22 protein-coding genes are annotated in these 25,225 nt (G+C 36.7%); 5 read left to right on the top strand and 17 right to left on the bottom strand.

Annotated features, from left to right (window positions below; translation table 11 throughout):
• Positions 1-156: 156 nt before the first annotated feature.
• The 3 genes from BN986_RS08675 to BN986_RS08665 all read right to left on the bottom strand — a co-directional run bounded on the left by BN986_RS08675 (position 157) and on the right by BN986_RS08665 (position 2,436).
• The gene (locus BN986_RS08675) at positions 157-1,011 is read right to left on the bottom strand and encodes an ABC transporter permease (RefSeq protein WP_040979429.1); all 855 of its coding nucleotides are present in this window, start codon (positions 1,009-1,011) and stop codon (positions 157-159) included.
• A complete protein-coding gene (locus BN986_RS08670; protein WP_316244922.1) occupies positions 1,011-2,009 on the bottom strand; it encodes an ATP-binding cassette domain-containing protein in 999 nt (332 codons plus the stop codon). Before BN986_RS08670 ends, BN986_RS08675 begins: the two co-directional genes overlap by 1 nt.
• A gap of 61 nt (positions 2,010-2,070) precedes the next feature.
• Positions 2,071-2,436 carry a hypothetical protein gene (locus BN986_RS08665; RefSeq protein WP_040979428.1) on the bottom strand — a complete coding sequence of 122 codons (366 nt, stop codon included), beginning with the start codon at positions 2,434-2,436 and terminating at the stop codon, positions 2,071-2,073.
• A gap of 486 nt (positions 2,437-2,922) precedes the next feature.
• On the opposite strand from BN986_RS08665, the gene BN986_RS08660 reads away from it, so the two are divergent.
• Both BN986_RS08660 and BN986_RS08655 read left to right on the top strand, forming a co-directional pair.
• On the top strand, positions 2,923-3,123 hold the full coding sequence (locus tag BN986_RS08660; protein WP_040979427.1) for a helix-turn-helix transcriptional regulator: 201 nt from the start codon (positions 2,923-2,925) through the stop codon (positions 3,121-3,123).
• A complete protein-coding gene (locus BN986_RS08655; RefSeq protein ID WP_040979426.1) occupies positions 3,123-3,512 on the top strand; it encodes a hypothetical protein in 390 nt (129 codons plus the stop codon). The genes BN986_RS08660 and BN986_RS08655 overlap by 1 nt, the downstream gene beginning before the upstream one ends.
• Before the next feature lie 210 nt (positions 3,513-3,722).
• On the opposite strand, the gene BN986_RS08650 is transcribed toward BN986_RS08655, so the two are convergent.
• The gene (locus tag BN986_RS08650) at positions 3,723-4,235 is read right to left on the bottom strand and encodes a GNAT family N-acetyltransferase (protein ID WP_040979425.1); all 513 of its coding nucleotides are present in this window, start codon (positions 4,233-4,235) and stop codon (positions 3,723-3,725) included.
• A 158-nt stretch (positions 4,236-4,393) separates the two neighbouring features.
• On the opposite strand from BN986_RS08650, the gene BN986_RS08645 reads away from it, so the two are divergent.
• Positions 4,394-5,170 (top strand): class I SAM-dependent methyltransferase, encoded by a 777-nt coding sequence (locus tag BN986_RS08645; protein ID WP_040979424.1) that lies wholly within the window; start codon positions 4,394-4,396, stop codon positions 5,168-5,170.
• Between the two features lie 118 nt (positions 5,171-5,288).
• Here the strand turns inward: BN986_RS08645 and BN986_RS08640 are convergent, their stop codons facing one another.
• The 3 genes from BN986_RS08640 to BN986_RS08630 form a co-directional block, all read right to left on the bottom strand.
• Positions 5,289-6,572: a histidine--tRNA ligase gene (locus BN986_RS08640; RefSeq protein ID WP_040979423.1), complete on the bottom strand. Its 1,284-nt coding sequence runs from the start codon at positions 6,570-6,572 to the stop codon at positions 5,289-5,291.
• A gap of 297 nt (positions 6,573-6,869) precedes the next feature.
• Positions 6,870-7,736, bottom strand: a complete 867-nt coding sequence (locus tag BN986_RS08635) for a DMT family transporter (protein ID WP_040979422.1) — start codon at positions 7,734-7,736, stop codon at positions 6,870-6,872.
• A gap of 413 nt (positions 7,737-8,149) precedes the next feature.
• Positions 8,150-9,316, bottom strand: a complete 1,167-nt coding sequence (locus tag BN986_RS08630) for a lactate 2-monooxygenase (RefSeq protein ID WP_040979421.1) — start codon at positions 9,314-9,316, stop codon at positions 8,150-8,152.
• Between the two features lie 281 nt (positions 9,317-9,597).
• Here BN986_RS08630 and BN986_RS26680 point away from each other — a divergent pair.
• Positions 9,598-11,165, top strand: a protein-coding gene (locus BN986_RS26680; protein WP_392392261.1) for an IS3 family transposase whose coding sequence is annotated in 2 segments (ribosomal slippage) — positions 9,598-10,261 and positions 10,261-11,165 — 1,569 coding nt in all. Because the reading frame shifts where the segments join, the coding sequence is not laid out codon by codon here.
• An 803-nt stretch (positions 11,166-11,968) separates the two neighbouring features.
• Here the strand turns inward: BN986_RS26680 and BN986_RS08615 are convergent.
• Complete coding sequence (locus BN986_RS08615; RefSeq protein WP_040979418.1) at positions 11,969-13,450, bottom strand: peptide MFS transporter; 1,482 nt, start codon at positions 13,448-13,450, stop codon at positions 11,969-11,971.
• Between the two features lie 1,150 nt (positions 13,451-14,600).
• Here BN986_RS08615 and BN986_RS08610 point away from each other — a divergent pair.
• The gene (locus BN986_RS08610) at positions 14,601-15,815 is read left to right on the top strand and encodes an RNA polymerase factor sigma-54 (RefSeq protein WP_040979417.1); all 1,215 of its coding nucleotides are present in this window, start codon (positions 14,601-14,603) and stop codon (positions 15,813-15,815) included.
• A 30-nt stretch (positions 15,816-15,845) separates the two neighbouring features.
• On the opposite strand, the gene BN986_RS08605 is transcribed toward BN986_RS08610, so the two are convergent.
• From BN986_RS08605 to BN986_RS08565, 9 genes are all read right to left on the bottom strand, one after another.
• Positions 15,846-16,727, bottom strand: a complete 882-nt coding sequence (locus BN986_RS08605) for a dihydrodipicolinate synthase family protein (protein ID WP_040979416.1) — start codon at positions 16,725-16,727, stop codon at positions 15,846-15,848.
• A 109-nt stretch (positions 16,728-16,836) separates the two neighbouring features.
• Positions 16,837-18,159, bottom strand: coding sequence for a TRAP transporter large permease (locus tag BN986_RS08600; protein WP_052400711.1), 1,323 nt, complete (start codon positions 18,157-18,159; stop codon positions 16,837-16,839).
• Complete coding sequence (locus BN986_RS25700) at positions 18,143-18,658, bottom strand: TRAP transporter small permease subunit (RefSeq protein ID WP_052400710.1); 516 nt, start codon at positions 18,656-18,658, stop codon at positions 18,143-18,145. The genes BN986_RS08600 and BN986_RS25700 overlap by 17 nt, the downstream gene beginning before the upstream one ends.
• Before the next feature lie 12 nt (positions 18,659-18,670).
• Entirely contained in the window at positions 18,671-19,747 is a 1,077-nt protein-coding gene (locus tag BN986_RS08590; RefSeq protein WP_040979415.1) for a type 2 periplasmic-binding domain-containing protein, read from the bottom strand.
• 166 nt (positions 19,748-19,913) lie between these two features.
• Positions 19,914-20,795 (bottom strand): dihydrodipicolinate synthase family protein, encoded by an 882-nt coding sequence (locus BN986_RS08585; protein WP_040979414.1) that lies wholly within the window; start codon positions 20,793-20,795, stop codon positions 19,914-19,916.
• On the bottom strand, positions 20,779-22,200 hold the full coding sequence (nhaC, locus tag BN986_RS08580) for a Na+/H+ antiporter NhaC (RefSeq protein ID WP_040979413.1): 1,422 nt from the start codon (positions 22,198-22,200) through the stop codon (positions 20,779-20,781). The genes BN986_RS08585 and nhaC overlap by 17 nt, the downstream gene beginning before the upstream one ends.
• 17 nt (positions 22,201-22,217) lie before the next feature.
• The gene (locus BN986_RS08575) at positions 22,218-22,955 is read right to left on the bottom strand and encodes a hypothetical protein (protein WP_040979412.1); all 738 of its coding nucleotides are present in this window, start codon (positions 22,953-22,955) and stop codon (positions 22,218-22,220) included.
• Between the two features lie 15 nt (positions 22,956-22,970).
• Complete coding sequence (locus tag BN986_RS08570) at positions 22,971-23,975, bottom strand: proline racemase family protein (protein WP_040979411.1); 1,005 nt, start codon at positions 23,973-23,975, stop codon at positions 22,971-22,973.
• Positions 23,972-25,150, bottom strand: coding sequence for an NAD(P)/FAD-dependent oxidoreductase (locus BN986_RS08565; RefSeq protein ID WP_040979410.1), 1,179 nt, complete (start codon positions 25,148-25,150; stop codon positions 23,972-23,974). Before BN986_RS08565 ends, BN986_RS08570 begins: the two co-directional genes overlap by 4 nt.
• Between the last annotated feature and the right edge of the window lie 75 nt (positions 25,151-25,225).

Here is a 25,225-nt window from a genome sequence, read left to right as displayed (position 1 = left end):
AAGAAAAATTAAATGTTCCATAAGAAAAAAGAATAAACCATTTTGAAAAAAGCAAATCAAAACGGCTTATTCTTTGAATATCATGACAGAATTTTTATTTTTATAGAGGGTGAATTGTCTTCCTTTATTTTTTTAAAGTATGAAACTGGATCTATACTATCCCTTACTTTTATGCTGATACAAATAGATTGTCAATGGAACAAAAACAGCTGCAATGATAATAGAGACTAGAAATACCCCTCCTATCTGCGCCATCGTAACTATCCCATTCATCGAATCACGGATCGCATTCACCACGATAGAGATTGGATTCATATCAACAAAACCTTGCAACCAGGATGGCAACGTTCCAGGATCTACAAACACATTACTGACAAATGTGAAAGGTACGATAAAGATAGTACTTACCATAATCAAAGACTTTTCCGTCTTAAGCACTAACGCAAGCAGGGTCCAAATCCATGATAAGCAAAAGGCAAAGAACAAAAGCAGTGCGAATGACAAGAGCATCCCAGTCAAACCGCCATCCGGCCTAAATCCAAGAATGAAGCCTAAACTTGCCATGATCATTGCCGCAACCAAATACCGTAAAATATCAACGAACAACGCCCCAACAAGTGGAGAAGGTAGCCAGATCGGTAACGTTCGAAATCGATCAAATACGCCTTTTTCAATATCTCTTTTCAAATCAACTCCTGTATACATTGTTAACATCGTTACTGTCATGGCAAGGACGCCTGGAAAAACAAACTGCAAATAATCAGATGTGGAACCGGCAACTGCTCCGCCGAACAAATACGTAAACATTAATAAAATAATGATTGGCAGAATAGTGATATCAATCAATTGTTCAGGTACATGTTTAATCCGCAGTAGTGCTCTCTTTCCAAATATCAATGACGAAACAAATGCATTAGTTCCCTTCACTTGTTGTTCATTGGAACTCAAATGATTAAATAGTGATTCTTTATGAACGACCGTATTTGAATTCTTTTCTGATAATTGCTCCATTAGTTTGCTCCTTCCTTTCGCTGATCTTCTTGAAACGATGAATAGCTGGTTAATTGGAGAAATACTTCATCGAGGCTCGGCTGTCCAAAAGAAAACTCATTTATTACTACTTTTTCTTTTTCTAATTTCCTTATCTCTTCCATTGCCTCTTGAGAATTCTCCATTTCAAAAAGAAGTTCGAGCGGATTCGGATTCTCAGAAGCAGAAGATGCAAACAACGGGGATAGAATCTTTTCTGCTTTATGACGCTCTTTTAAACCTGGAAAGCGTATACGTAATATCCCTGTTTTCAAAGAGGCTTTTAATTCAGCGGTTGTTCCTTCAGCAATCATTTTTCCCTCTTTAATAATCGCAATGCAATCTGCCAGGTAATCAGCTTCCTCTAAATACTGTGTGGTCAAAAAAACGGTAGTACCGGCATCTTTCAAACTCCGTATAATATTCCAGACTTGATTGCGGCTTTCAGGATCAAGACCTGTCGTCGGTTCATCCAGAAAAAGGATATCAGGTACTTTTACAATACTTCCTGCAATATCGATTCGCCGCCGCATTCCTCCTGAATAATTTTTCACCTGACGCTTTGCTGCTTCTTCCATCTTAAAAAGACGTAACAATGTTTTTGCACGTTTTTTTGCCTGACTTCGTGAGTATCCTAATAACCTGGCAATAATCAAGAGATTTTCCATCCCTGTCAAGTCTTCATCTAAAGAAGCATACTGACCAGCAAGACTGATTCGCTTTCTTACTTCTTTTGATTCATTTTCCAAGTCATTCCCAAATACCTTTACGGTACCGCCGTTCATTGGTAGCAACGTAGACAACATACGTACCGTTGTAGTTTTCCCAGACCCATTAGGGCCAAGGAAACCAAATATGGTTCCCTTAGGAATATTTAAGTTTATATGGTCCACGACAATATTTCTCCCAAATTTTTTCACAAGACCTTTTGCCTCAATAGCGAGTTCTGTTGACGCATCAGGTTGTTTATTGTTTATCAATTATTTCACCTCTTTGGTCATTTTATTATATTTATAATTGCTGACAGCTTCTGCATTCTTGTCATTTAAGAGTAAGACTGATTAGCCATATTGTAATCGCTGCCGCAATAATATAACTTAGAATCGTCATCCCCATTCCCATGGCAGCTGCCCAAATATAAAGTGCCAGTATCAGTACAGAGATTAGAATCGTTACTATAGTTAGAAAGGAAGGTGCTTTACAAATCGCCAGACCACTTGTAATCAATATCATTCCGCTAAAAGCAAAACTTAGAAAATCAAGTCCCAGCCATTGATTCATAGGAATCTCAAAAAATCCCCAAATCAAGATAACAATTCCAATAACTAGAAAAGTGCCACCCAGAATTTGAAACCTGCCTCCACGAGTCTTTTTTTGTTCTGTTAATTTTTCAGATTGATTCGTCATTATATTTCCCCCTTTTATGAATGAATTATTTTTAAATTCATTCACTTCATTGTAAAAATGTACACCACTTCATATCGTGGTGTTTATAATTCTTACTCCAATCATCACTAATCATTTCCGTTAACGATTCTAACACTTTACAGTCAATGCTAAATCCAGTATTCCAGTGCCATTCAGAGCATTTTTCATCCGTTTAAAACAGTGAATTACTGAAATCGACTGACCACCTCCTTAATTAATATATGTTTTTTTATTTTTATATTTTATTGTGAATGAATAATTATTATATTCATTCACAATATTAAACAATAAAAAATGAATTGTCAATTAAATTATTCATTTTTAATGGAACAAAAGGTATCAATTCATTCAAATATATAAAATAGAATGCTCCTGTAAAAGATATTTGACATCCTATATATCTTATTTTAAAATGATCTTGTAAAATATCTTTTACAACCATTAAAATTTAAAGGTGCTGCTCCTATGCAAAATAGAATTAAAGAATACAGAAAAACAAAAGGTATTTCTCAAGGCGAGTTAGCTGATCAATGCCATGTCAGCAGGCAAACTATTAATGCCATTGAAAACAATAAATACGACCCGAGTCTGCAATTAGCTTTTAATATGGCAAAGATATTAGGGGTTAAAGTGGATCATTTATTTTTAAGCGAGGAGGATTTTTAATGAAAACTCGAAAAATTGGTACAATGATTTTTGGCACTGCTGCACTGGTGGTGATAGGATATACTATTTATCAGTTATTAACTGGAAAGACTGTCGGCTTCAATGAAATTATCGCAATTTCCTTAGCATTAATGATGTTTTTCTCTGTAGTTACTTGGGGAAACAGAAAAGAAAAAGATGGCATATACCAGGATGAGGAACTTGGTCAAAAAATCACAGAAAAAAGCTCAAAAATAAGTTATTTTATTTTATTATTTATTATATTGGCTGCTGTAGCCGTTGATCAATTAGTGAATGGAACGATTAATATATTTTTGTTAGCTTCGTTAGGTTTAGGGATAATTCTGTTGCCTATTGTTGAATATATGGTTGCTAAAAAGTATCAATAAATTAATATGAATCATCCTTTATTTTGGAGAAGACTGAAAAAATCTTAATTCATGAGGAATTAAGATTTTCGTTTGCCGTTTTTTTACTACTTACTATATAAAATCTCCAACTCAATCAATAGCTTCATTCTTGAAAAATTTTAAAAGTATTCTAATCGAATCAAGCTTAAACGATTCTTCATGACTTTACTGGATCAGACAGTATATAACCTATTTTTCAGCAGGATTCCCTGGTCCATTAAGTTCTAATTGATAGAAAGCTAAATCTCTCCATTGATTAAATTTAAAACCAACATTTTTTATAGTTCCCGCATGCACAAAGTCGAATTTTTCATGCATGGCAATGCTTTTTTCATTTTCTGCATCAATGCCGGCAATTATTGTCATATACTCTCTTTCTCTGGCAATCGTAATAATTTCCCGCATTAAAGCACTTGCAATTCCTTTTTTCTGATATTCATTCCCTACATAGACAGAATGTTCAATAGAATATTTATAAGCCGGCCAATCTCTAAAAGGGCCAAATGTTGCAAAGCCAGCAACTTTACCATCATGTTCGCTTACTATTATTGGATACCCTGCATCTCTTTTTTGCTTATACCAGGCCTGCCTATTCTCAAGCGTTTGCGGTTTATATGTATATACAGCGGTAGTATGAAGGATAGCATCATTATAAATTTCTAATATATCCATTAAATCTTTTGATGTTGCTTCTCTGATCATGCTTTCTCTCCCTTTCTTATCGATTAGTACTGCTTTACTAATTTTATATTGTCAGTAAACAATACAAATAATTTTATTTTTCATTATAAGCTACATTCACTATAATACAATTAATACTCATATTTAATCCAGAGCGTATACTTTAAGGAGGAGCAGCTATGGGACGGCAGGAAAAAGATCGTTGGAATGCAGCTTTGTATGATGGAAATCATTCCTTTGTATCAACGTTTGGGAGTCATCTATTAGAGCTTCTATCTCCTGTTGCAGGAGAAAAGATTCTTGATATTGGATGTGGTACAGGGGATTTGGCATATAAAATCTATCAACATGGTGCGCAAGTAATCGGCGTTGATAAATCAGAAAACATGGTACAGCAGGCAAATCAGAAATATCCGGAAATAACATTTATGCCTAAAGATGTTTTAGAGCTTCCATACAAAAATGATTTTGATGCGGTTTTCTCTAATGCAACACTTCATTGGATAAAGCAGCCTAAGGAGGCACTTCAACATATCTATAACAGCCTGAGACCCGGCGGCAGGTTTGTTGCTGAGTTTGGCGGAAAAGATAATGTTCAAATCATTACAAATGAAATTATCCATCAGGTTAAAGAAGCAGGTATTCCCTATACACAGGAACAATTTCCATGGTATTTCCCGAGCATTGGTGAGTATACAACACTAATGGAGGAAACCGGTTTTAACGTGACATTTGCCCAGCATTTTGATCGGCCAACACCTTTAGATGGAGATAAGGGACTGCGCAATTGGATGGAGATGTTCTGTGGAGATATCTTTGAAAATTATTCTGAATCTATCAGAGAACGCGTGACGAAAAATGTAGAAAATAATCTAAAAGAAATTCTATATCAAAATGGTCAGTGGATTGCTGATTATAAGAGGCTGCGTGTTATAGGGATTAAAAAAGACACGTAGCATGTTAAACAAGGCTTAATGGCAAGAATATGGCGGGAATTTATTTAGAACTCATGGATTCACAATAAACTCCCGCTTCCAATATTTTAAACGTATTACCTGCCAGTTTACCTTCTGTTCAAAGAAACGAAAACGACTCCACTATCTCTTTTCCCGAAAACATATCCTTTACTTTAAACTGATTATTTCTGACTTCCTCGTCCCCAATAATAATAACGTTGCGGATTTTTTCTTTATTTGCCCAATTAAGTGCTTTTCCAACTTTTTTATTTCCCATCTCGACTTCCACTTTATATCCCTTATCCCGAAAGTATTTTGATACAGATAGAGATTCTTTTTCCGTACCTAGCGGAATAATATAATAATCCATCTCTCTGCCAGTTTTCTGATTTCCCTCGGCTGCAGACATCGCTGTATAAATAACATCCAGTCCAAATGAAATCCCAACAGTAGAGAAAGTTTCATCGGTGCCTATTAATCCGCCAATTGCATTATCATACCTTCCACCGCTCCCGATGCTTGATTTTATCGAATCATCCGCTAAAAACATTTCATAAACCGTACCTGTGTATATTTCTAATCCCCGTGCTAGAAACGGGTTAAATATACATTGTTCACCAACGTCCAGATAGTTAAGATACGATTTCAGCTCTTTTAGTTCCTGCAATCCTTTTCTTACTTGTTCATTTTGATTAGACAGGGATTCAAAGTAGCTTAAATCCGTATGATTCGCATCTACCAAAAACTGTTTAATTAAGCGCATTGCAGTATCTGACACACCTTGCTCATCAAGCTCATCTACAACAGCATCTACCCCTATCTTCTCAAGTTTATCCAATACTAGTACCACTGTATTTATTCTCTCATCTTCTACACCAAATAAATCTAATACCCCAGTTAACAGCTTTCTATTGTTATATTGAATGTTTACCTTCAATCCGAGTTTATCAAAAGCATCTAGCGCCATCAGCATTAATTCTGCTTCACCCATTTGAGATTCTACCCCGACAATATCCACATCACACTGTGTAAATTCCCGCAGCCGTCCTGTTTTTATTGGTCCATCTCGAAATACTTTACCAATTTCATATCGCTTAAAAGGCATTTTTAATGTCGGATTCATTGCCGCCACCTTGGCAAAAGGAATGGTAAGGTCATAGCGTAAAGCCAGATTTCTTTCTCCCCTGTCTGTTAAGGTGTACATCTCCTCCAGTATTTCTGCTCCACCGCCATACTTTGAAGCAAGCAATTCAGTATAATTTAAGATCGGTGTTTCCAGCGGCTGACATCCGTATTGAATAAATACATCCTCTAATGTTCTCCGGATATTTCTTCGCACGCTTTCTGACTCCGGCAAATAATCTTGTGTTCCTTTTACATTTTGATATTCCATTTTCTTCATTTTCCGTACCTCCTCTATTTTCCTTTCTTAAAGCGCAAAAAAATCGCACCTGAGTTAAGTGATTTACTTAATTCCAATGCGATTTCATGAATAATAGCCTTCCTCATTCGATTTTTTAATTTAAATCGATTAGCAAGGCTATCTGATATGATGATGTAGTTGTGAACAGGAATAAATTGCTTGGATAAAATTCATAATGCTCACCTCTGATTTCAAATAAGTCTACCATAATCGTTTGATCATTTCAAAATATACACCCGTAGGTTATTATTTCAAATACGGATCTCTTTGTATGCTCTATTCCTTCATTTCTTTCAAATCCCGATTATTTCGCAGGAACATATAAAAGGAAGCTCCAAATATGGCAAGATAACCAAGAATACTCCATATGTCAGGTATTTGACCAAACAGAACAATACTGAAGATACCTGAATATACGACAGTAGAATAGAAAAAGATGGATATTTCTTTTGCTGGTGCAAATTTATAAGCAACGGTAATACCAAACTGGCCAACTGTGGCGAATACACCTGCTGCAAGCAAATACAACCACTGTATCCCTGTCATCGGTTCATAAAAAAAGATAACCGGCGGCAACAGAATTACTGTGGAAAAGGCTGAAAAATAAAATACAACTGTATAGAACTGTTCTTTATTCCCAAGTACTCGTAAAACGGTGTAAGCCCCTCCTGCAAAAACAGCGGATAAAATCCCCGCTACATAGGGAACCATATCCAGATTGAAAACTGGCTTGATAATAAATAGCGTTCCAAGAAACGCTATAATAACAGATACCACCTGAAAGCGCATCACGTACTCTCTTAGGAAAATTGCCGCAAAAATAATCGTTATAAATGGGCTCATTTTATTCAACATGTCCGCGTCAGAGAGAACAAGATGGTCAATAGCGTAGAAATTTAGTAATACGCCTGTCATCCCCAGAGCTGATCGCAGGAGTAAATATTTTTGGTTTTCCTTTTTACCAAAAAGCCGCTCTCTATGATAAAGAACAAAACCTAACGCAATAATCATTGCTACTCCATTACGAAATAATGTTTTTTGTATGGTAGGCACGTCTCCTGACAATTTCACAAACATAGCCATCAACGAAAAACCTAGTGCTGATAATAATAACAATAAAATTCCTTTATTTCTGTCACTCATGAAGCTTTTATTTCCTCCTAATATATTTTTTGACGGAACTTTTGCACCAAAAAATCTATTATAAAATGAATAAATTCAAGTACTTATATATATTCTTGGGCAAAGACATAAACAAGAAAAACACCTCCACGATTGGTATAGTAGTATTGACCAAAATCACACTACCCAAAACAGAAGGTGCATCTTTTCCTATAATAGCGAATAAGTACCAGAAGAAGCAACTGCCAAATGAAATAAAACGGTGTTTATGACACCAAACAAAAAACTGCCTTTGGAAGCTTCCAAGGACTTCTAAAGGCAGTTTTTGTTTACTATTTTCCAAATTTTTCAGGAAAGAAGCGAATATCATCAAATATTTAAATCTGCTATATATTTAAAATTAGCGTTGATCATTTTCTTCCGGTCATCCTTACTTACTCCATTTTTCTTAACAACGAAGCTTCTAAATTACTTACTGAGCTTTGACCTGCCAGCCCCATCGTAATATCTAAATCAGCAAGTATATTTTGCATTACTTCTTTTACACCTCTTTGCCCTGCGACGGCAAGACCATACATCAGCGGCCTTCCTACAAGTACTGCTTCCGCGCCAAGAGCCATGGCTTTTAAAATGTCTGACCCCCGTCTGATTCCGCTATCCATGAGTATTGTTGCTTTATCTCCTACAGCAGCTGCAACATCAGGAAGGGCATCCAAAGCCCCAATAGCTCCATCTACTTGTCGTCCGCCATGATTGGATACAATAATGCCGTCAACACCTTTTTTTACAGCAAGCTTAGCATCTTCCGGGTGCAGAATACCCTTCAAAATAATCGGCAGTTTTGTATGTTCACGTAAAAAATCAATATCATCCCAGGTTAACCCGGTATTTCCAAAAATCGTTGTCCAATGCATAATGGCAGCTTGTGGATCTTCTTGCGGCGGCTTGTCCAACTTAGTCAAGAACGCGGGATCAGTAAAATAATTCGCTACACCTTCTCCAGCCAGAAATGGTAAATACACATTTTTTAAATCTTTCTCTCTCCAAGCCATCATTGGTGTATCTAAAGTTACTACAATCGCAGAGTACCCGGATTTTTCAGCACGACTTAAAAAACTCGCTACTATCTCAGAATCTCTACTCCAATACAGCTGAAACCAGCGCGGGGCGTCTTCCATAGCCTCTGCTATTTTTTCCATTGGTACAGAAGAAGCGGAACTTGCAATATAAGGAACCCCCATTTCAGCAGATGCTTTTGCAGATCCAATATCCCCTTCTTCATGTATGATGGACTGTACTCCAATAGGCGCTTGTAATATTGGGAACGGATACTTTTGCCCGAATAAATGAACCGATAAATCGCGTTGATCTACATTCCTTAACATCCGAGGAATAATTTCTTGTTTAGAAAGCGCTTTCAAATTTGCCCGCATTGTTTTTTCACTTCCAGCTCCGCCTGCAATATAGTAAAAAGGGCCATCCTGTAATTTTTTGCGGGCAAGATTTTCCCACTCCTCATGTATTACTGGAAATCTATCAGGATCTGGATTTTGCATCGTTGCATAAATTTGATACTGAATGTTATTACCTATGTTTTCCATAGTTTAATTTCCCTCCATTTCCTATATTTATATAATATGCTGTTATCATATCATATATTTTATTCATTTTGGTTTTCAAGAAATAATAATTATTAGAATCTCAACTTTCGCACCTTAAAAAGAAACTTCCTTTCCATAGAAACAGGAGTGATTGTTCTTTTGTTAACTTCCTTGACAAAGAAAGAATAGAAGGTGAGGTGTAAAATACCGCTGATATGCTACCTTTATAGTAGACAGAGAAATAATAAAAAATCTCTCCTACTATGAAGGGAGTATTTTGTATGTCTAGAAGACTGACGAAACATGAGTTAGATGATCGAATTCAAATCGTACGGCAAGTATTAGATAAGAGAAAATCCATAGGGGCAACAGCTAAAAAACATGGAGTAGATGAACGGACACTGAAAAGCTGGATTCGTAAATACCAGGCTGATGGAGTGGACGGTTTGAAAGAATCAAGAAGCTGGAAGTCTTATTCCGCAGAGTTAAAACAACAAGCTGTCGAGTTTTATCTGTATAAAGGAGGAAGTCTGGAAAGCACATGTAACCAATTTCATATTTCGTCCCGATCGGTTTTACAACATTGGCTTAGCCTTTATAATAGTGGGAAAGAGATGAAATCCACGAATAAAGGAAGCGTTAAAATGAGCGAAAGGCGTAAAACCACATTCAAAGAACGGATAGAGATTGTCCAATATGCGATAGCCAATGATTTGAATTATCAGCAAGCTGCGGAGAAGTATGGGGTTTCCTATCAACAAGTGTATAGTTGGGTTCGTAAATACCGGAAAGATGGCGAGCAGGCTCTTCAGGATCGGCGCGGGAAAACATTAGAATCAAAGCCAAACCTAACCGAAGAAGAGAAATTACAGCTTCGAATCAAGGAACTGGAACACCGTACGCAATATTTGGAGGCAGAAAATGGTCTCTTAAAAAAGTTGGAGGAAATCGAAAGGAGAGGATGGAACGAGTAGGAAAACAAGTCCCTACCTTTGAAGCGATTCATGCATATCATGAAGAAACAGGTACGCCAATTCAATTATTATGCGACATTTTAAAGGTATCCCGATCCGGATATTATAAATGGCTGAATCACACGCCGGGTAGCCACGAAGAAGAAAATGTATGGCTGATGAAGCAAATTCAAAAGATTTTTAAACAGTACGGAGGGATTTACGGCTATCGCCGGATCAGAATGGTTATTCAACGCAAATACGGGAAACGCTATAATTTGAAACGTATTCGCCGTTTAATGATTTTATTAGACTTGAAATCATTTATACGTCGTTCCAATAGATATTCCACCAAAACAAGCTATGTCAACATCGAAGACAATCTTCTTAATCGGGAGTTTACGGCAGAAAAACCAAATCAAAAGTGGGTAACGGATATTACCCATTTAAAATACAGAGACGGTCATAAAGCCTATTTATGTATGATCAAAGACCTTTATGATGGGTCCATCGTTGCCTATAAGGTTAGTTACTATAACAATAATGATCTCGTTATGGAAACAATTAAAGCAGCGCTGGAAGCAAATCCAGGGGCTACTCCTTTACTGCATAGTGATCGTGGTTCGCAATATACCTCGAAGGAATATCGATTCGTGACAACAGAAGCCGGGATTACCCGCAGTATGTCCTGCGTTGGAAATTGCATTGACAATGCGCCTGCGGAAAGCTTTTTTGGGCATTTTAAAAGTGAGTCTTACTATTTTAAACAGTATAAAAGTTTTGAAGCATTGGCAGCGGATATTGATAGATATATCCAATTCTATAATAAAGAACGTTACCAGGAGAACTTAAATAGCCTGACACCGTTGGAATGTCGGTACCAGGCTGTTGCATAGAATTTTTGTTTTTTTACTGTCTACTTGACAGGGAGCAGTTCACCGCTGCGGCGGACCGTTTTGCTTTCCTAGGGGCACGCTCTTCAGCTAACTTTTGCCAAGAAGATCGCTTGGCAAAAGTGGATCTTCAGATGGTGCTGATCCCACAGGAGTCAAAACGGTCCGCCTCCGCTAGTTAGATATTCTATACGTGAAATAGCCGAACAAATAAAAGCTAGATCAGACAGAAGAGATTTTTTGTAGTGCATGGTAAAAGTTCCGCTAAGATTACTTTCTGTGCATGAAAACTATTCCTATTGTTAATTATCCATGCTTTTTTGAGTCGAACTGCTAAACCATCCATTTGAAATAACGGAATGATCGTGTCATCAAGCGATAGAGATACTATTTCGTCCACTCCAACAGGATGTTATTTCATTCATTCGCTGTAGAATCCTAATTAAGCGGAGTCCAACCACGCAGACTCCTATGGGAACAGGGCGAGCTGAAGATCCACTTGAAAAGCGGTCTTCTTTTCAAGTTAGCTGAAGCCGTCCCCATGGAAAGCGGAGTGGTTGGACGGAGCAGAAGCTATACACTATTATTCGTTCAAAAAAAGCTGATTTAACTAAAAAGCAAGCACAATAAAAAAGAACTTGATAATCCTGAAACAGCAAGAAATATTTGCTTATTCTTAGGTGCGATAGTTGAGTTAGAATTATATGTTTGTTTCATACGTTAGCCTTAAATTCTTTATACCTGCTTAAAATGCAAAAAACGTCTTCTAAAAAATGTTTTGCACTTTTTAGAAGACGTTGAGGAACTTATACTCTTTTTTTAACCATAGAGGAGAAAACTAGCAATATTACACCAAGCAATACAGCAATTCCGCCAATAATTCCAAAATAAAGAATCTCTGTTTCAGGACTGTATAGCTTCACAATTTGCGCATTAATTGCCTGCGCAGCAGCGTTTGACAAGAACCATAGACTCATTGTTTGTGCAGAAAATGCCGCAGGAGCCATTCTGGTCGTTGCTGCTAAACCTACTGGTGATAAACATAACTCACCAAACACTACAATTAAAAAGCTGAGTACTAGCCATATTGGGCTTACAAGCGCCTCAGGGCCTGCATAAATTGCTGGAATTATCATAATTAAGAAAGAAAGACCAGCAAACATTAAACCTAATGAGAACTTTTTATGTGTAGAAGGCTGTCTTTTCCCTAATTTCATCCATAAGGCAGCAAATACTGGTGCTAAAATAACAACGAATAATGGATTTAGTGATTGGAACCATGATGATTGCAGTGAAAAGCTACCCAAGGATAACCTTGTCCGTTCATCCGCATATTGCGCTAAAATAACAGCTCCTTGCTCCTGGATTGCCCAAAACATCATTGCTGCAATGAATAATGGGATATAAGCCAGCAGACTCTTCTGTTCCTGTTTGGTTGTTTTCTTGCTGAAATACATCACCAAAAAGTAAATAATCGGAATCACTATTCCCAGGATACTCACTGTCATAATAAATCGGTCAATAGTCAGGATTCCCTTAGAAATAAGCCTTTGTCCAATGATCACAATAATGAGCGCACTGATTCCAAATTTCAGAAATATAGATTTCTTTTCATTCGCTGATAATGGGTTTGGTACATAAGAACCGGCCAGGCCTAAATATTTCTTTCTTGTAGCTAAGAAAATAATTAAGCCAACAAGCATACCGATTGCTGCCACTCCAAATCCAAGATGGAAACTATATTTTTGCCCGAGTGTTCCGACAATAAATGGTGCAATTAATCCACCCAGGTTAATTCCCATATAGAATATACTAAAACCGGCATCTGTACGTATATCCTCTTTATCATATAAATCTCCGACGATATTGGATACATTTGGCTTTAACAGCCCTGTCCCAATAACAATTAAGCCCATCGATACAAATAGAGCTGTAACCCCTCCTGGAAAGGATAATGCAATATGACCTGCCATAATCAATAGTCCGCCATAAAAGACGGTTCTCTTCGTACCAAGCATCCGGTCAGCAATCCAGCCGCCGATAATCCCTGACATATAAACAAGCGAGCCATAAATAGCCATAATGGAGGCAGCTGTGCCTTTATCCATATTCAGCCCGCCATCTTTAATTGCGTAATACATATAATAGAGCAAGATTGCCCTCATACCATAATATGAAAATCTTTCCCAAAACTCAGTGAAAAATAATGTAAATAAGCCTTTAGGATGTCCAAAGAAACCTTTTTGCGGAATACTCTTCAGGATCTCTTGTGAATTCTTCGATGTCATAATCTTTCCTGTCCCTTTCTTTCTTTTAGATTCGTGTTCAAAAAGACCGATAAATAGGACCAAGTCGGTTAAGAACGCGACGTCCTGTCGCAACACCGACACTAGCACGTCCTGGGACTGCGATTACTCGCCCCATCGGAAACATTTGTGCGTCGGAAGTTCAAGGCGACGTGTTTTTTCCGAACGGACTTTCACAGGATGTGATGACTTCTGTGTTGTCCACAGGACGTGGACGGTTTTAACAGAAGTTCCTCTATGCTTTATAATACGTGAGTAACGGTCTTGGTGGGGCGAGTAATCGCAGACCCCATCGGAAAAAAACACGTCAACGCAGAAATTCGCCGTGTCATTTTTATTGGACTTTTTGAACTTCCTCTTTTAGATTCGTTCGACTTTTGCAATATATATGGCTTCTAAATATTACTACCGCATCCACCAGATGAAATTGATGCTCTTACATAAATATTCAAACAATTAAAAAATACCTCGCCGTTTGGGTTTTAGATTACTGAATCGTAAAATCGCCAAACAGAAGAGGTACCTGTAATTGATGAGCCTATAAGCAAATGCTACATGAAATTAATTCAACTTTTATAAGAAATAAACGGATAAAACTTTCATGTCATGCAAGTATGACAACGTCTTTCTTACATTGATCCGCTTTTATTTTCAAATATACTGTTTATCTCTGCTTTGAAAATAAAATCTTTTTTATACTTATTTTGGGTTCGTCATGGTACTACTTCTTTTGTTTATTTCCATGCGTAAAAGTCGAATACAATATATCATACCACTCCGGAACTTTAATGTAAATAAACTGTCAAATGGTTATTTTTTCATTTTTTAGCAAGTATGCACATAACTAAATACAGTTTATGCTTCATTATTAATCATAATTGGACCTATACAACATCATCCTTTTACATTCCAAAAGTTCTTCCTTCAAGCATTATTAACTATTGGAATATTGATCTTTATTTAAAATTTTTGTTTTGATTGCTTTGAAAATTTATTTATAAACATAGCTTATATAAACCTTTTTACATGTTACTATTCCTTATTTGACTTGTATTTTTATAAAGTATAGAATTATCCTAATTAACAAATGTTCTAAATTTTTGTTTTATTTTTCATATGAAGGAGGATATGGATGATTTCAATACAAAATACCGTAAACAGTGATATCAATATTTCTTTAAATCATTACATTGTTAACTCCATTCAGCTATTTAAATACAACCAATATGAACTTTATAATTATATTAAAAATAAATTCAATGAAAATCCGCTGGTTTTTATATATGAAGATAAGATTCCAATATCCAATATCTCACAGCAGCAGGTTGATTCTCATCATATCATCGATGATATACTGTCCCATTTCCGCTGTACCCTTCATACGCAGGATCAGTTGACGATGGAGTTTATTCTTCATTCTCTTAATTCCAAAGGCTTTTTAGAAGAACAACCCTATGAGATTGCTTCTTATACCGGATCTTCACTAAATAGAGTGGAAGAATTAATTAACCAACTGCAAAGCTATGAAAATAAGGGTATAGGAACTTTTAATATGCTGGATTTTCTTAAATTTCAACTGAAAAATAAAGGCTTTTATAACGAAAAGCTATTTACTCTTTTTTCATCTCATTTGAATGAAATCAATCAACATTCCTTCCGTTTTCTGGAAGGTTCAAATGTAAATGAAGTTGAATTCAAAGAATACATAGATTTAATTACTACCCATTGCAATTTGACTCCTTTAGAAGCTGATGAAACATTAAATATATCTCCTGATGCTTCCATTGTGCATGGAGAGAACGGATTACAGGTTATCATTCATGATTATCTCAGCGGCGACATTTCCTATGAACCTCTTTTAGCGGATGGTCATCATCATTCATTCAACGCTGAATTGGAAAAGTTTAAAACGGAATACGATGAACTTATTTCTATTTTGAATGCAAGAAAAATATACTTAACTCAGGTCATCTCTATCATTGCAAATGTTCAATATGATTATTTAACTGGAAAAAGTGACTATTTGCATGCTTTAGATCAGACAGATTTAACAGAACATACGAAACTGAGCCCGGCCACCATCAGCAGATTGCTCAGCAATAAATATATCGCTACGCCCAGAGGAACCATTCCAATAAAAAAATTATTATCCAAAAAATATCATAAAAACCTATCAGTCAGTTACATTAAATACTTGATTCAAAATATAACTGACTTCGAAGCACTCTCTGATAATAAAATTTCGAAATATTTAGCTGAAATAGGTATATCTATTTCCAGAAGAACCGTGAACAAATATAAAAATCAAATACTAGGGAATAACAAAAGGACTAGTCCAAAACCGTGAGGACTAATCCTTTTCTTTGCTGTATAATATTTAATCCAGTTTTTCCATAAGTCCTTTCAGCTTCGTAACTTCTTCCTCTGTAAGTCCTAATCTAGGTTTTCTTGCTGGTCCGCCGTTTAACCCTTTCAGATCCATCGCCTTTTTCACTATTTGAACATACTTTCCGGAATCCTCCAGAAACTCACATAGCGGCAATAAGTCTTTATACAACTCCTTCGCTCCGTCGTAATTCTTTGCTTTCACCAGTTCATACAGTCTTCCTGCGCTGTTTGGTGCAATATTTGCCGCTACCGAAATCCAGCCAGTTGCTCCAAGGACATATGATTCCAATGCGAGATCATCTGCTCCACAGAACAGGACAAGATCTGTATTGTCGGCCACCGCTCTAACCTTTCTTATATCTCCACTCGACTCTTTGATATACTGTACGTTATCAAGTTCTTTATCAATTTTATAAATAGTCTCATTTTCCAAATTTACATTTGCCGTAAATGGATTGTTGTACATCATAATCGGTGTGGAAACGTGATCATTTACTTCTTTAAATTGTTCAAATGCTTCTTCTTCCGTTGGTGTCATGTAATATGAATTGATAAGCAACAGCCCATCTGCGTGATTTGCTTCGGCGTGTTTAGCATATTCTAACACTTTATCCGTTCGTTCATCGGCGATTCCAACCAATAAATCTGTCTCTGTATCTTTTACTGCTTCCCCAGCGATTCTAACGATTTCCTTCTTTTCTTCATCATTTAATGAGACAAATTCCCCTGTACTTCCAACCACCACTATTCCTGGGACTTTTTGATCTAAATAGTACTGGATATTTTCTTTTACCCCTTCATAGTTCACGCTGTAATCCTCATTCATTGGTGTAATTAATACTGGAAATGCTCCTTCAAATTGCTTTTTCATGTAAATCACCTTTCCTCTCAAAATTTTAAAAAATATATTTTAACTTCCGAAATACAAATATTTCTGAAAATAGAGGATACGGAAGTTGAGAATACAATTAATCAATTATTTATTCGGGATTGAGTATATCTGGTAACCAAGTAGCTAGAACTGGAAATAATATTAATAATATAATTGCTACGAGTTGCAATCCAATAAACGGTAAAGTTGCCATATATATTTTCCCAATTTTCACTTTCTCGCCTACAGCACTCTTCAAATAAAATATAGCAAAACCAAAAGGTGGTGTTAAAAATGCCATTTGTAAAATAACCATGAATAGTACCGCCCACCAAAGGGGATCAAATCCAGCTTCAACTACTACTGGCGTAATAATTGGAGCTGCCAGCATAATTAATGCCATTGTTTCTAAAAACATCCCTAAAATAAAGATGAAGAGAATAGCAAAAAATAATACGCCCCATTTTCCTCCATAAACATTGGATGCTAATTCAGACACCATTTGATTTCCACCAATTCCAGAAAAAACAGTACTGAACGTTGCTGCTCCAATAAGTATCCAAGCAACCATCCCCGTCATCTTACTAGATTCAAAAATTGCATCTTTTATTTTATACCAGTTTAACCTTTTAGAAAATATACCAATTAAAATTGTTCCTGCTACGCCAACAGAAGCACTTTCAGTAGGTGTAGCTACTCCTGTAAAAATGGAACCTAATACAAGTAAGATTAAAATCATAGGTAGTATTAATGATTTTATAGAATGGAGCTTTTCCTTTAATGAAACACGCTCTTCCTTAGCAAGAGCAGGTACACTAGATGGTTTGATATAAGCAATGATAAATATATATATGATAAAAATAAAAATTAACAGTATACCTGCACCTAGACCTCCTGCAAACAGGTTTGATATAGAAACTCCCGTGATTGCTCCATAAAGGACCATATTTAAATTTGGTGGAATAATTTGACCAAGCGTTCCGCCGCCCATAATAGTCCCTAAACTCAAATTTTCATTGTATTTATATCTCCTCATATGCGGTAAAGCAATAAGGCCTAAACCAATAACACCTGCTGCTACAACACCTGAAATAGAGCCAATAATAGCACCCACTATGATTACTGTAATTGCTATTCCGCCTCTTAGACCGCCAGACCATTTATAAACTGCATCAAACAGTTCTGATATGATATTTGATTTTTCTAAAAGGATCGACATAAGTATAAAGAGTGGAATAGCTATTAATGTATAGTTATTCATTACGCCCCACGCGCCACTAGTAAGCAAAGCTGTACTGTCATATCCCCACATTAGTAGAGCATAGAATACCCCAGTAAATGCAAGAGAAAAAGCAATTGGTACACCCAAAAATAAAAGAAACAGTAATAATACAAACATACCAATAGGCGCATAATCAAAGATTAGTTCCATAATCGCTCTCCCCCTTTTCAAACCATAATTTATACAACTCTACCAATGACTGCAGCCATAATATGAATGCACTAATTGGAATAAACCATTTAAACCACCAAATTGGAGGATTAAAAGAAGTCTGGTGTGCAGAATGTTCCACAATTCGAGTAGACTCTATTGCCAGCTCCACCCCTTTCACCAATAAAAGGAAGGAAGTTATTATAACTAAAATGTGTATAAAAGTAAGTAGAATCAACTTGGATTTTCCTTTTATAAAAGATTGTAATATATCTACTGTAATATGCCCTTTTGTTCTTAATGTATCTGCACCAGTAAGCAGTATCATGATTCCAAAAAGGAAAATAGTAACCTCAAATCCCCAATCTGGTGAGTTACCGAAAAATCTCCTCATAATTACTGTATATAAAATAACGAGAGTCAAAGGAATGATCATATAACTCGCAATTTTCCCTGAAATCCTTGATAGATTTTCTATTGCATTAACAACTCTCTTCATGGTTGACACCCCCTATTCTTCATACCCTAATTTCTCCGCATCTTCTAAATAGCCGAGTTCAGCTAATACTTGGGCATATTCTTCTACGTACTGTTTGCTTAATTCACTTTCTTCCTTATAATCTAACAATAAATCAAATCCAATTTCTTTCATTTCTTCTACATCTTCTTCTGGCAGTTCGATAAATTCGATATCTGGATTATCTCTCCACTCTTGTTCAGCAATCTGGCTTTCAACTCCATATGCAATAGCTGATTCATATCTAACCTTATCTCTTGCTACATATACAGCTGCTTTTAAATCCTCCGGTAGTTCTTCCCAAGCTTTGGGATTGATAATAAGCTCTTTATCAGTACTCGGCCCAACGTGAATTGCCGGATCAATAATATATCTAGTAACCTCATCTAACCCCATTTCTCCATTAACTAGAAAATCATTAAATTCTGCAGCATCCACAGTACCTAATTGCAAGCCTGTATAGATCTCTGAAGCGGAAAGAGAAATAGATGACGCTCCAAGCGCACCATAAAACTGAGATGCAACTCCTGCTGCCCGAATATTTTTCCCTTCAAAATCCTCAATACCTTCTATGGGTACACGTGAAATTAATACTTCTTCCGGAGCATAGTCAAAGGCACCTAAATTTTTTATTCCATGTTGTTCATACGCTTCATTAATGATAGGCTCTAATCTTTCCGTTCTATAAAAATGCTCTTCAAATCCTCTGATCGGATCTCCAGGAATAGTTCCTCCACCAAGTGTAAAAACTGGATCCTTCCCAGACCAAAATCCAGTATAGAGAGCTCCCATTTCAACAACGCCGTTTTTTACCATATCAAATGAATCAGTAGTCGGAAAAAGAATATCAGCTCCATAAGGTTCTATGATTAACTGACCATCTGTTATTTCTTCTACTGCTTCTACAAAGGGAATAATTGTTCCATCATACCTAGAAGTACCTTCAATTTGATGCGTAACCATTCTCCATTCATAGACTCTTTTTTCGCCTTCTGGAATAGTTTGAATGGGTGCACATGAACTCAGTAAAATGATTGTCGATATCATCATTCCAATAATAAACCTTTTCATGTATAATCCTCCTTTTGGCATCGCTTACAATTCTGATTTTATTAAATATTCCATCTTAGTAAATAGAGTATTTCACTTTGTGTGAAAAGTCAATATTTTTTTACACACAGCAAAAAAGGACCAGTCTAAAAAATCGACTAATCCTTTTTAATTTGCTGTATAATATTTAATCCAGTTTCTCCATAAGTCCTTTCAGCTTCGTGACTTCTTCCTCTGTAAGTCCTAATCTAGGTTTTCTTGCTGGTCCGCCGTTTAACCCTTTCAGATCCATCGCCTTTTTCACTATTTGAACATACTTTCCGGAATCCTCCAGAAACTCACATAGCGGCAATAAGTCTTTATACAACTCCTTCGCTCCGTCGTAATTCTTTGCTTTCACCAGTTCATACAGTCTTCCTGCGCTGTTTGGTGCAATATTTGCCGCTACCGATATCCAGCCAGTTGCTCCAAGGACAAATGATTCCAATGCGAGATCATCTGCTCCACAGAACAGGACAAGGTCCGTATTGTCAGCCACCGCTCTAACCTTTCTTATATCCCCACTAGATTCTTTGATATACTGTACGTTATCAAGTTCCTTATCAATTTTATAAATGGTCTCATTTTCCAAATTCACATTTGCCGTAAATGGATTGTTGTACATCATAATCGGTGTGGAAACGTGATCATTTACTTCTTTAAATTGTTCAAATGCCTCTTCTTCCGTTGGTGTCATGTAGTATGAGTTAATAAGCAACAGTCCATCTGCGTAATTTGCTTCGGCATGTTTTGCATATTCTAACACTTTATCCGTCCGTTCATCGGCGATTCCAACCAATAAATCTGTCTCTGTATCTTTTACTGCTTCCCCAGCGATCTTCACGATTTCCTTCTTTTCTTCATCATTTAATGAAGCAAATTCTCCTGTACTTCCAACTACCACTATTCCAGGAACTTTTTGATCTAAATAGTACTGGATATTCTCCTTTACCCCTTCATAGTTCACACTGTAATCCTCATTCATTGGTGTAATTAATACTGGAAATGCTCCTTCAAATTGCTTTTTCATGCTCCTCATCCTTTTCTTTTTCATATTTGTCTTTATCTAAAATAAACCAACCAAAGTAACCATAGATTAAGTTGATTATAATGACTAAAAATCCGTACCAGAAGAAAGGCAGGTATGCAAGGGTTGACACTCCAAGTGTCGTTGCCATAAAAACCCCTCCATCAGTCCAGGGAACCATTGGATTAGCAATTGTACCTCCTGCCTCTACATTTCTTGATAACAAAGTTCTGCTGATTTTTTTCTTATCATAATTAGCTTCTGTAATTTTCGTTCCTGTCAACATTGAAACATAAGCTGCGCCACCAAAAAATACACCAAAGAAAGCTGCGAGCATTGTTGTAAATGTCAGTTTACCTGTATTTGTTGCCCATTTGGCAAAAAGTTCACCAATCACTGTAAATGCACCGATAGTCTGTAACAACCCGCCAACACCTAAAGCTAGAAGAATTAATAATATGACTTCAAGCATGAAAGTAATACCACCACGGTCTAAAAGGTTATCAATGAAATCAATTCCTGTAGTGACTCCGCTTCCAGAGTACAGTGTCTCAATCGCTTCAATGAAACCATATCCTTGAAACCAAACCGCCCATAAACTTCCCAGCAGTGCCCCAAATATAATTACCGGTATGGATGGAAGTTTAAATGCCAGCATGACGACAACCACTACTGCTGGAATCAGCATAAGCCAAGATATATGAAATGTATCCTGTAAACTAGCCATTGTATTCTCCGCAATTGACAGATCACCGCTGCCATCTTGCATAATTAAACCTGTAATCCAATAAGCAATTGCGGCTATAATGAAAGCTGGTATAGATACATATGACATCGATCTAATATGTCTGAATAAATCTACTCTTGACAAGGAAGCCGTCATAACAGTTGTATCAGAGAGCGGTGACATTTTATCTCCAACGTAACACCCTGAAATGACTGCGCCAGCAACCAAATAGGTTGGAAGTCCGAAGCTTTCTCCAATACCCATCATCGCAATGCCAGCTGTCCCTGCCGAACCAAATGATGTTCCTGTGGAAATAGATGTAATCGCACAGATAACCATTGCTGCCATCAGAAAAATACTTGGACTAATGATACTTAAACCATAATAAATCATCGTCGGTACAATACCACCTGCAATCCAAGACCCGATAAGCGCCCCTACAGCGATTAAAACGAGTGTCGCTCCTAAGCCTTCATAAATTCCTTTTAAAAGGCCTTTCTCCATTTCTATATACGTATTACCTAGATATAATCCAACCCCCATAATCACAAACCAGATTGTGAGCAATGCCAGCTGGATAGGCAACTCTAAAACAACAATAAAACCAAACATTATTACTACAAATAAAACTAGGACGAGCAATAATACCGGTATGCTTGGCAATTTCTTTTCTCTAGCCATATATTTCTCCCCTTGTTTTATTTAATAACAAACCCTTTAGAGTAAATATCGGTATGATCAATATAAAATTGTGAATTAGAAATTAAATAATAATGAAGCTGCATATCTTCCACACGTATTTTTAACCCAGTAAAGAAAGTAATAATTTCCTGAGAAAATTCCTTTGCAAGTACAGCCATGACTTCGATAATTGGATATGCTAAAATATCTCCGTTTTTATTTGCAACTACTTGTTTTTCTCCCTGTTTAAGCACCAGATAATCACTGTCTCCATCTTTCTTAGAACGAATGTACTCTTTAATCGTTGTTATATTTTTTATTTCTAATTCTATATCCACTTCATCTACTCTTATTTTCTTGTCGTTGACCAGGTAGATATTCTGTTGTTTTGCTACTTCAGGTAATTTTTCTGTCCTCAGACAATCATGCCGGTATTCATAGATTTGGTCATTATATCTTACGGAATAGCTTTCCTTTTGATTTATTCTGCCTCGATCCACAAGTGATAAAAGCAAGCTTTTTAGTAAAATACTTTCGTTGTCAACGCTTTCATTTTCATGTAAATCTACCTCTAAAACATTGTCATTCCATTGAAAGATTAGTAAATGAACATATTTACTCCCTCTCGGCTCATTACGCATTAATGCCCTATTTTCATAACCTGGTAATGTCGTTTCCAGCTCACTTTTCTCGATAATTCTTAATTGCTGTCCATTAATATGAATATCGTAACTATTAATTACTTTTGAAATCATACATTCACCCCTTTCTTATATTTCCGGGATCAATAGATACCCTTGATTTAAGGGATCATTCGGATCGAAATAAAAGTCATGCCTCCCCATTATCCATGCAGATCCTGTAATAGCAACTTTATTATAAGTTACACCGTCTTCCTTATTCGCATGAATGACCTGAGCTTTAAACTGGGAACCCGTAATACTTTCATGGAGAAAGCTTTCATTCAAACCCAGCTGGCCATCTTTATAAAGTGTCGATACTTTTGCACATGTCCCTGTACCGCACGGCGATCTATCAATACCTCCTGGTGGCACAATTACCGTGTTTTTGACAACATCACCAGGTTCATAGAATTCCATATGCGTCAGCTTATTAATAAATGGATACTCAGGATGCTTCACCTCATGCTGACGATTAATTTCATCTCTGACCGCCATGGCCACGTCCACAATTTCTTCTGATCTTGATACATCAAGCGATAAACCCAAATCACCGGCTTTCATAATTCCATAAAAATTTCCGCCATACGCCACATCACATGGTACATTCTTGAACTCCTTGTAGTCGATATATAATTTCTTTAGATGAAAGGAATCTGTACTGATAAATGTTACTTCTTGTACTTTACCGTCTTCCACCTTGCAGCTGGCTTCCACCACACCTGCTGGCGTATCCAGGACTACCGAAGTATAAGGCTCTTTGACTTCGACATAACCAAGCTCTACAAGTGCTGTACATGTTCCAATGGTGTCATGTCCGCACATTGGCAGATACCCGCCGGTCTCTATAAAAATTACACTAAAATCAGCTTCCTCTTTTAAAGGCGGGAGTAATATCGTGCCACTCATTACATCATGTCCCCTGGGCGGAAAAACCAGGAACTTTCGAATGTAATCATGATTTTCTTTCATATCCAGCATTTTTTCTTGAATCGTCTCTCCTTTTAATTTAGGCATACCGGATAAAACCGTTCTTGTCGGGTTTCCCCCAGTGTGTGTATCCACAGTAACAAGTAGTTTTGAATTTATCTTCATATTGCCTCCTTCTGAAATCTATCCATACTTAGCGGACTAATGTCATCCTCGAGTGTATCTGTCACCATCTGAGCCATCCAATAACCTGTTACCGCAGACAATCCAATTCCATCTCCCTCATGACCAGCGGCTACATAATAATTAGGTACAGTAGTCTCTGAAATAATTGGCAAGTGATCCGGTGTCCACGGCCGGAGACCTGCATAACTACGGATAATATTCATGTCCTTCATTTTCGGGAAAAACTCTATCGCCCTTTTGGCAATCAGTTGAACAACTTGATGATTGACGGTTGTGTCAAAACCGATAAATTCCCGGCTGCTTCCTATCAGGAAGTTTTGACTCTCTGTCGGTTCATGCACCAATGCAATTCCATAATCATTCATGATTTTATCGGCTTTTCTCTCTTTGCCAAACTTCGTCATCAAGTATCCAAACTCTTGAATTTTTCTTGTACCCATTAATTCTGCACGTGATGAAACCAAGATATGACCTTTTCTTGGTTTAATTGGTAAAGGTACACCAAGATGTTTACTCACTTCTGGCGCAAAAACACCAGCTGCATTAATTACTTTATTGGCCGTAAATACACGATCATGAGAATGTACTTTAAATCCTTTTGTTCTATGTTCCTCTATAAATGTTACGGGCGTTTTTTCGAAAAGCTCAAAATCATTTTTTTTCGCTGCGTGAATGAACGAAAATGTTAACATGTATGGGTTTACCGTCGAATCATTCGTGCATTCAATGCCGCCAACCAAATGATCAGCAAAATATTTGGAATCATTTTTTAAATCTTCTTTGGTTAATTTTTTAAAAAATTGATATTCGCCATTTGCCTTGTTGTGTTGATCTACCCAGTCATATGCCTGCTCCAATTCTTCTTCATTTGCACAAAGGAAAATACTTCCCGGATGCCTGTATTCAAATTTCATTTCTAATTCTTTTGATAAGCTTTTGATTAATGCCTGGCTCTTTATCGCCATATTGCTATCAAATCCCGGCTCTTTATCAATCAATAAAACATTGCCATCACATTTTGAGCTTGTACCAGAAGCAACTGTATCCCCTTCTAACATCCCTACTTTCAAACCTTTTTCAGAAGTATAATAAGCAATGCTTGCACCGATAATACCTCCACCAATTATCAATACATCATAAGATGGCGTTGTCAAAATTGCTCCCTCCTTCCTTTATAAAATACTAAGAAAAAAACGTGCCAACTTCACATATCGTAAAATCAATAAAAT

This window comes from Oceanobacillus jeddahensis, assembly GCF_000750635.1.
Classification (GTDB): domain Bacteria; phylum Bacillota; class Bacilli; order Bacillales; family Amphibacillaceae; genus Oceanobacillus; species Oceanobacillus jeddahense.
Note: the sequence above shows the minus strand (reverse complement) of the source record. Positions and strands in the feature narration are given on the sequence as shown.

What these genes read in the sequence shown, in the direction of transcription:
- BN986_RS08675 (WP_040979429.1), bottom strand. Translation starts at nt 1,011, where the DNA reads ATGGAGCAATTATCAGAAAAGAATTCAAATACGGTCGTTCATAAAGAA.
- BN986_RS08665 (WP_040979428.1), bottom strand. Translation starts at nt 2,436, where the DNA reads ATGACGAATCAATCTGAAAAATTAACAGAACAAAAAAAGACTCGTGGA.
- BN986_RS08660 (WP_040979427.1), top strand. Translation starts at nt 2,923, where the DNA reads ATGCAAAATAGAATTAAAGAATACAGAAAAACAAAAGGTATTTCTCAA.
- BN986_RS08655 (WP_040979426.1), top strand. Translation starts at nt 3,123, where the DNA reads ATGAAAACTCGAAAAATTGGTACAATGATTTTTGGCACTGCTGCACTG.
- BN986_RS08650 (WP_040979425.1), bottom strand. Translation starts at nt 4,235, where the DNA reads ATGATCAGAGAAGCAACATCAAAAGATTTAATGGATATATTAGAAATT.
- BN986_RS08645 (WP_040979424.1), top strand. Translation starts at nt 4,394, where the DNA reads ATGGGACGGCAGGAAAAAGATCGTTGGAATGCAGCTTTGTATGATGGA.
- BN986_RS08640 (WP_040979423.1), bottom strand. Translation starts at nt 6,572, where the DNA reads ATGAAGAAAATGGAATATCAAAATGTAAAAGGAACACAAGATTATTTG.
- BN986_RS08635 (WP_040979422.1), bottom strand. Translation starts at nt 7,736, where the DNA reads ATGAGTGACAGAAATAAAGGAATTTTATTGTTATTATTATCAGCACTA.
- BN986_RS08630 (WP_040979421.1), bottom strand. Translation starts at nt 9,316, where the DNA reads ATGGAAAACATAGGTAATAACATTCAGTATCAAATTTATGCAACGATG.
- BN986_RS08615 (WP_040979418.1), bottom strand. Translation starts at nt 13,450, where the DNA reads ATGACATCGAAGAATTCACAAGAGATCCTGAAGAGTATTCCGCAAAAA.
- BN986_RS08610 (WP_040979417.1), top strand. Translation starts at nt 14,601, where the DNA reads ATGATTTCAATACAAAATACCGTAAACAGTGATATCAATATTTCTTTA.
- BN986_RS08605 (WP_040979416.1), bottom strand. Translation starts at nt 16,727, where the DNA reads ATGAAAAAGCAATTTGAAGGAGCATTTCCAGTATTAATTACACCAATG.
- BN986_RS08600 (WP_052400711.1), bottom strand. Translation starts at nt 18,159, where the DNA reads ATGGAACTAATCTTTGATTATGCGCCTATTGGTATGTTTGTATTATTA.
- BN986_RS25700 (WP_052400710.1), bottom strand. Translation starts at nt 18,658, where the DNA reads ATGAAGAGAGTTGTTAATGCAATAGAAAATCTATCAAGGATTTCAGGG.
- BN986_RS08590 (WP_040979415.1), bottom strand. Translation starts at nt 19,747, where the DNA reads ATGAAAAGGTTTATTATTGGAATGATGATATCGACAATCATTTTACTG.
- BN986_RS08585 (WP_040979414.1), bottom strand. Translation starts at nt 20,795, where the DNA reads ATGAAAAAGCAATTTGAAGGAGCATTTCCAGTATTAATTACACCAATG.
- nhaC (WP_040979413.1), bottom strand. Translation starts at nt 22,200, where the DNA reads ATGGCTAGAGAAAAGAAATTGCCAAGCATACCGGTATTATTGCTCGTC.
- BN986_RS08575 (WP_040979412.1), bottom strand. Translation starts at nt 22,955, where the DNA reads ATGATTTCAAAAGTAATTAATAGTTACGATATTCATATTAATGGACAG.
- BN986_RS08570 (WP_040979411.1), bottom strand. Translation starts at nt 23,975, where the DNA reads ATGAAGATAAATTCAAAACTACTTGTTACTGTGGATACACACACTGGG.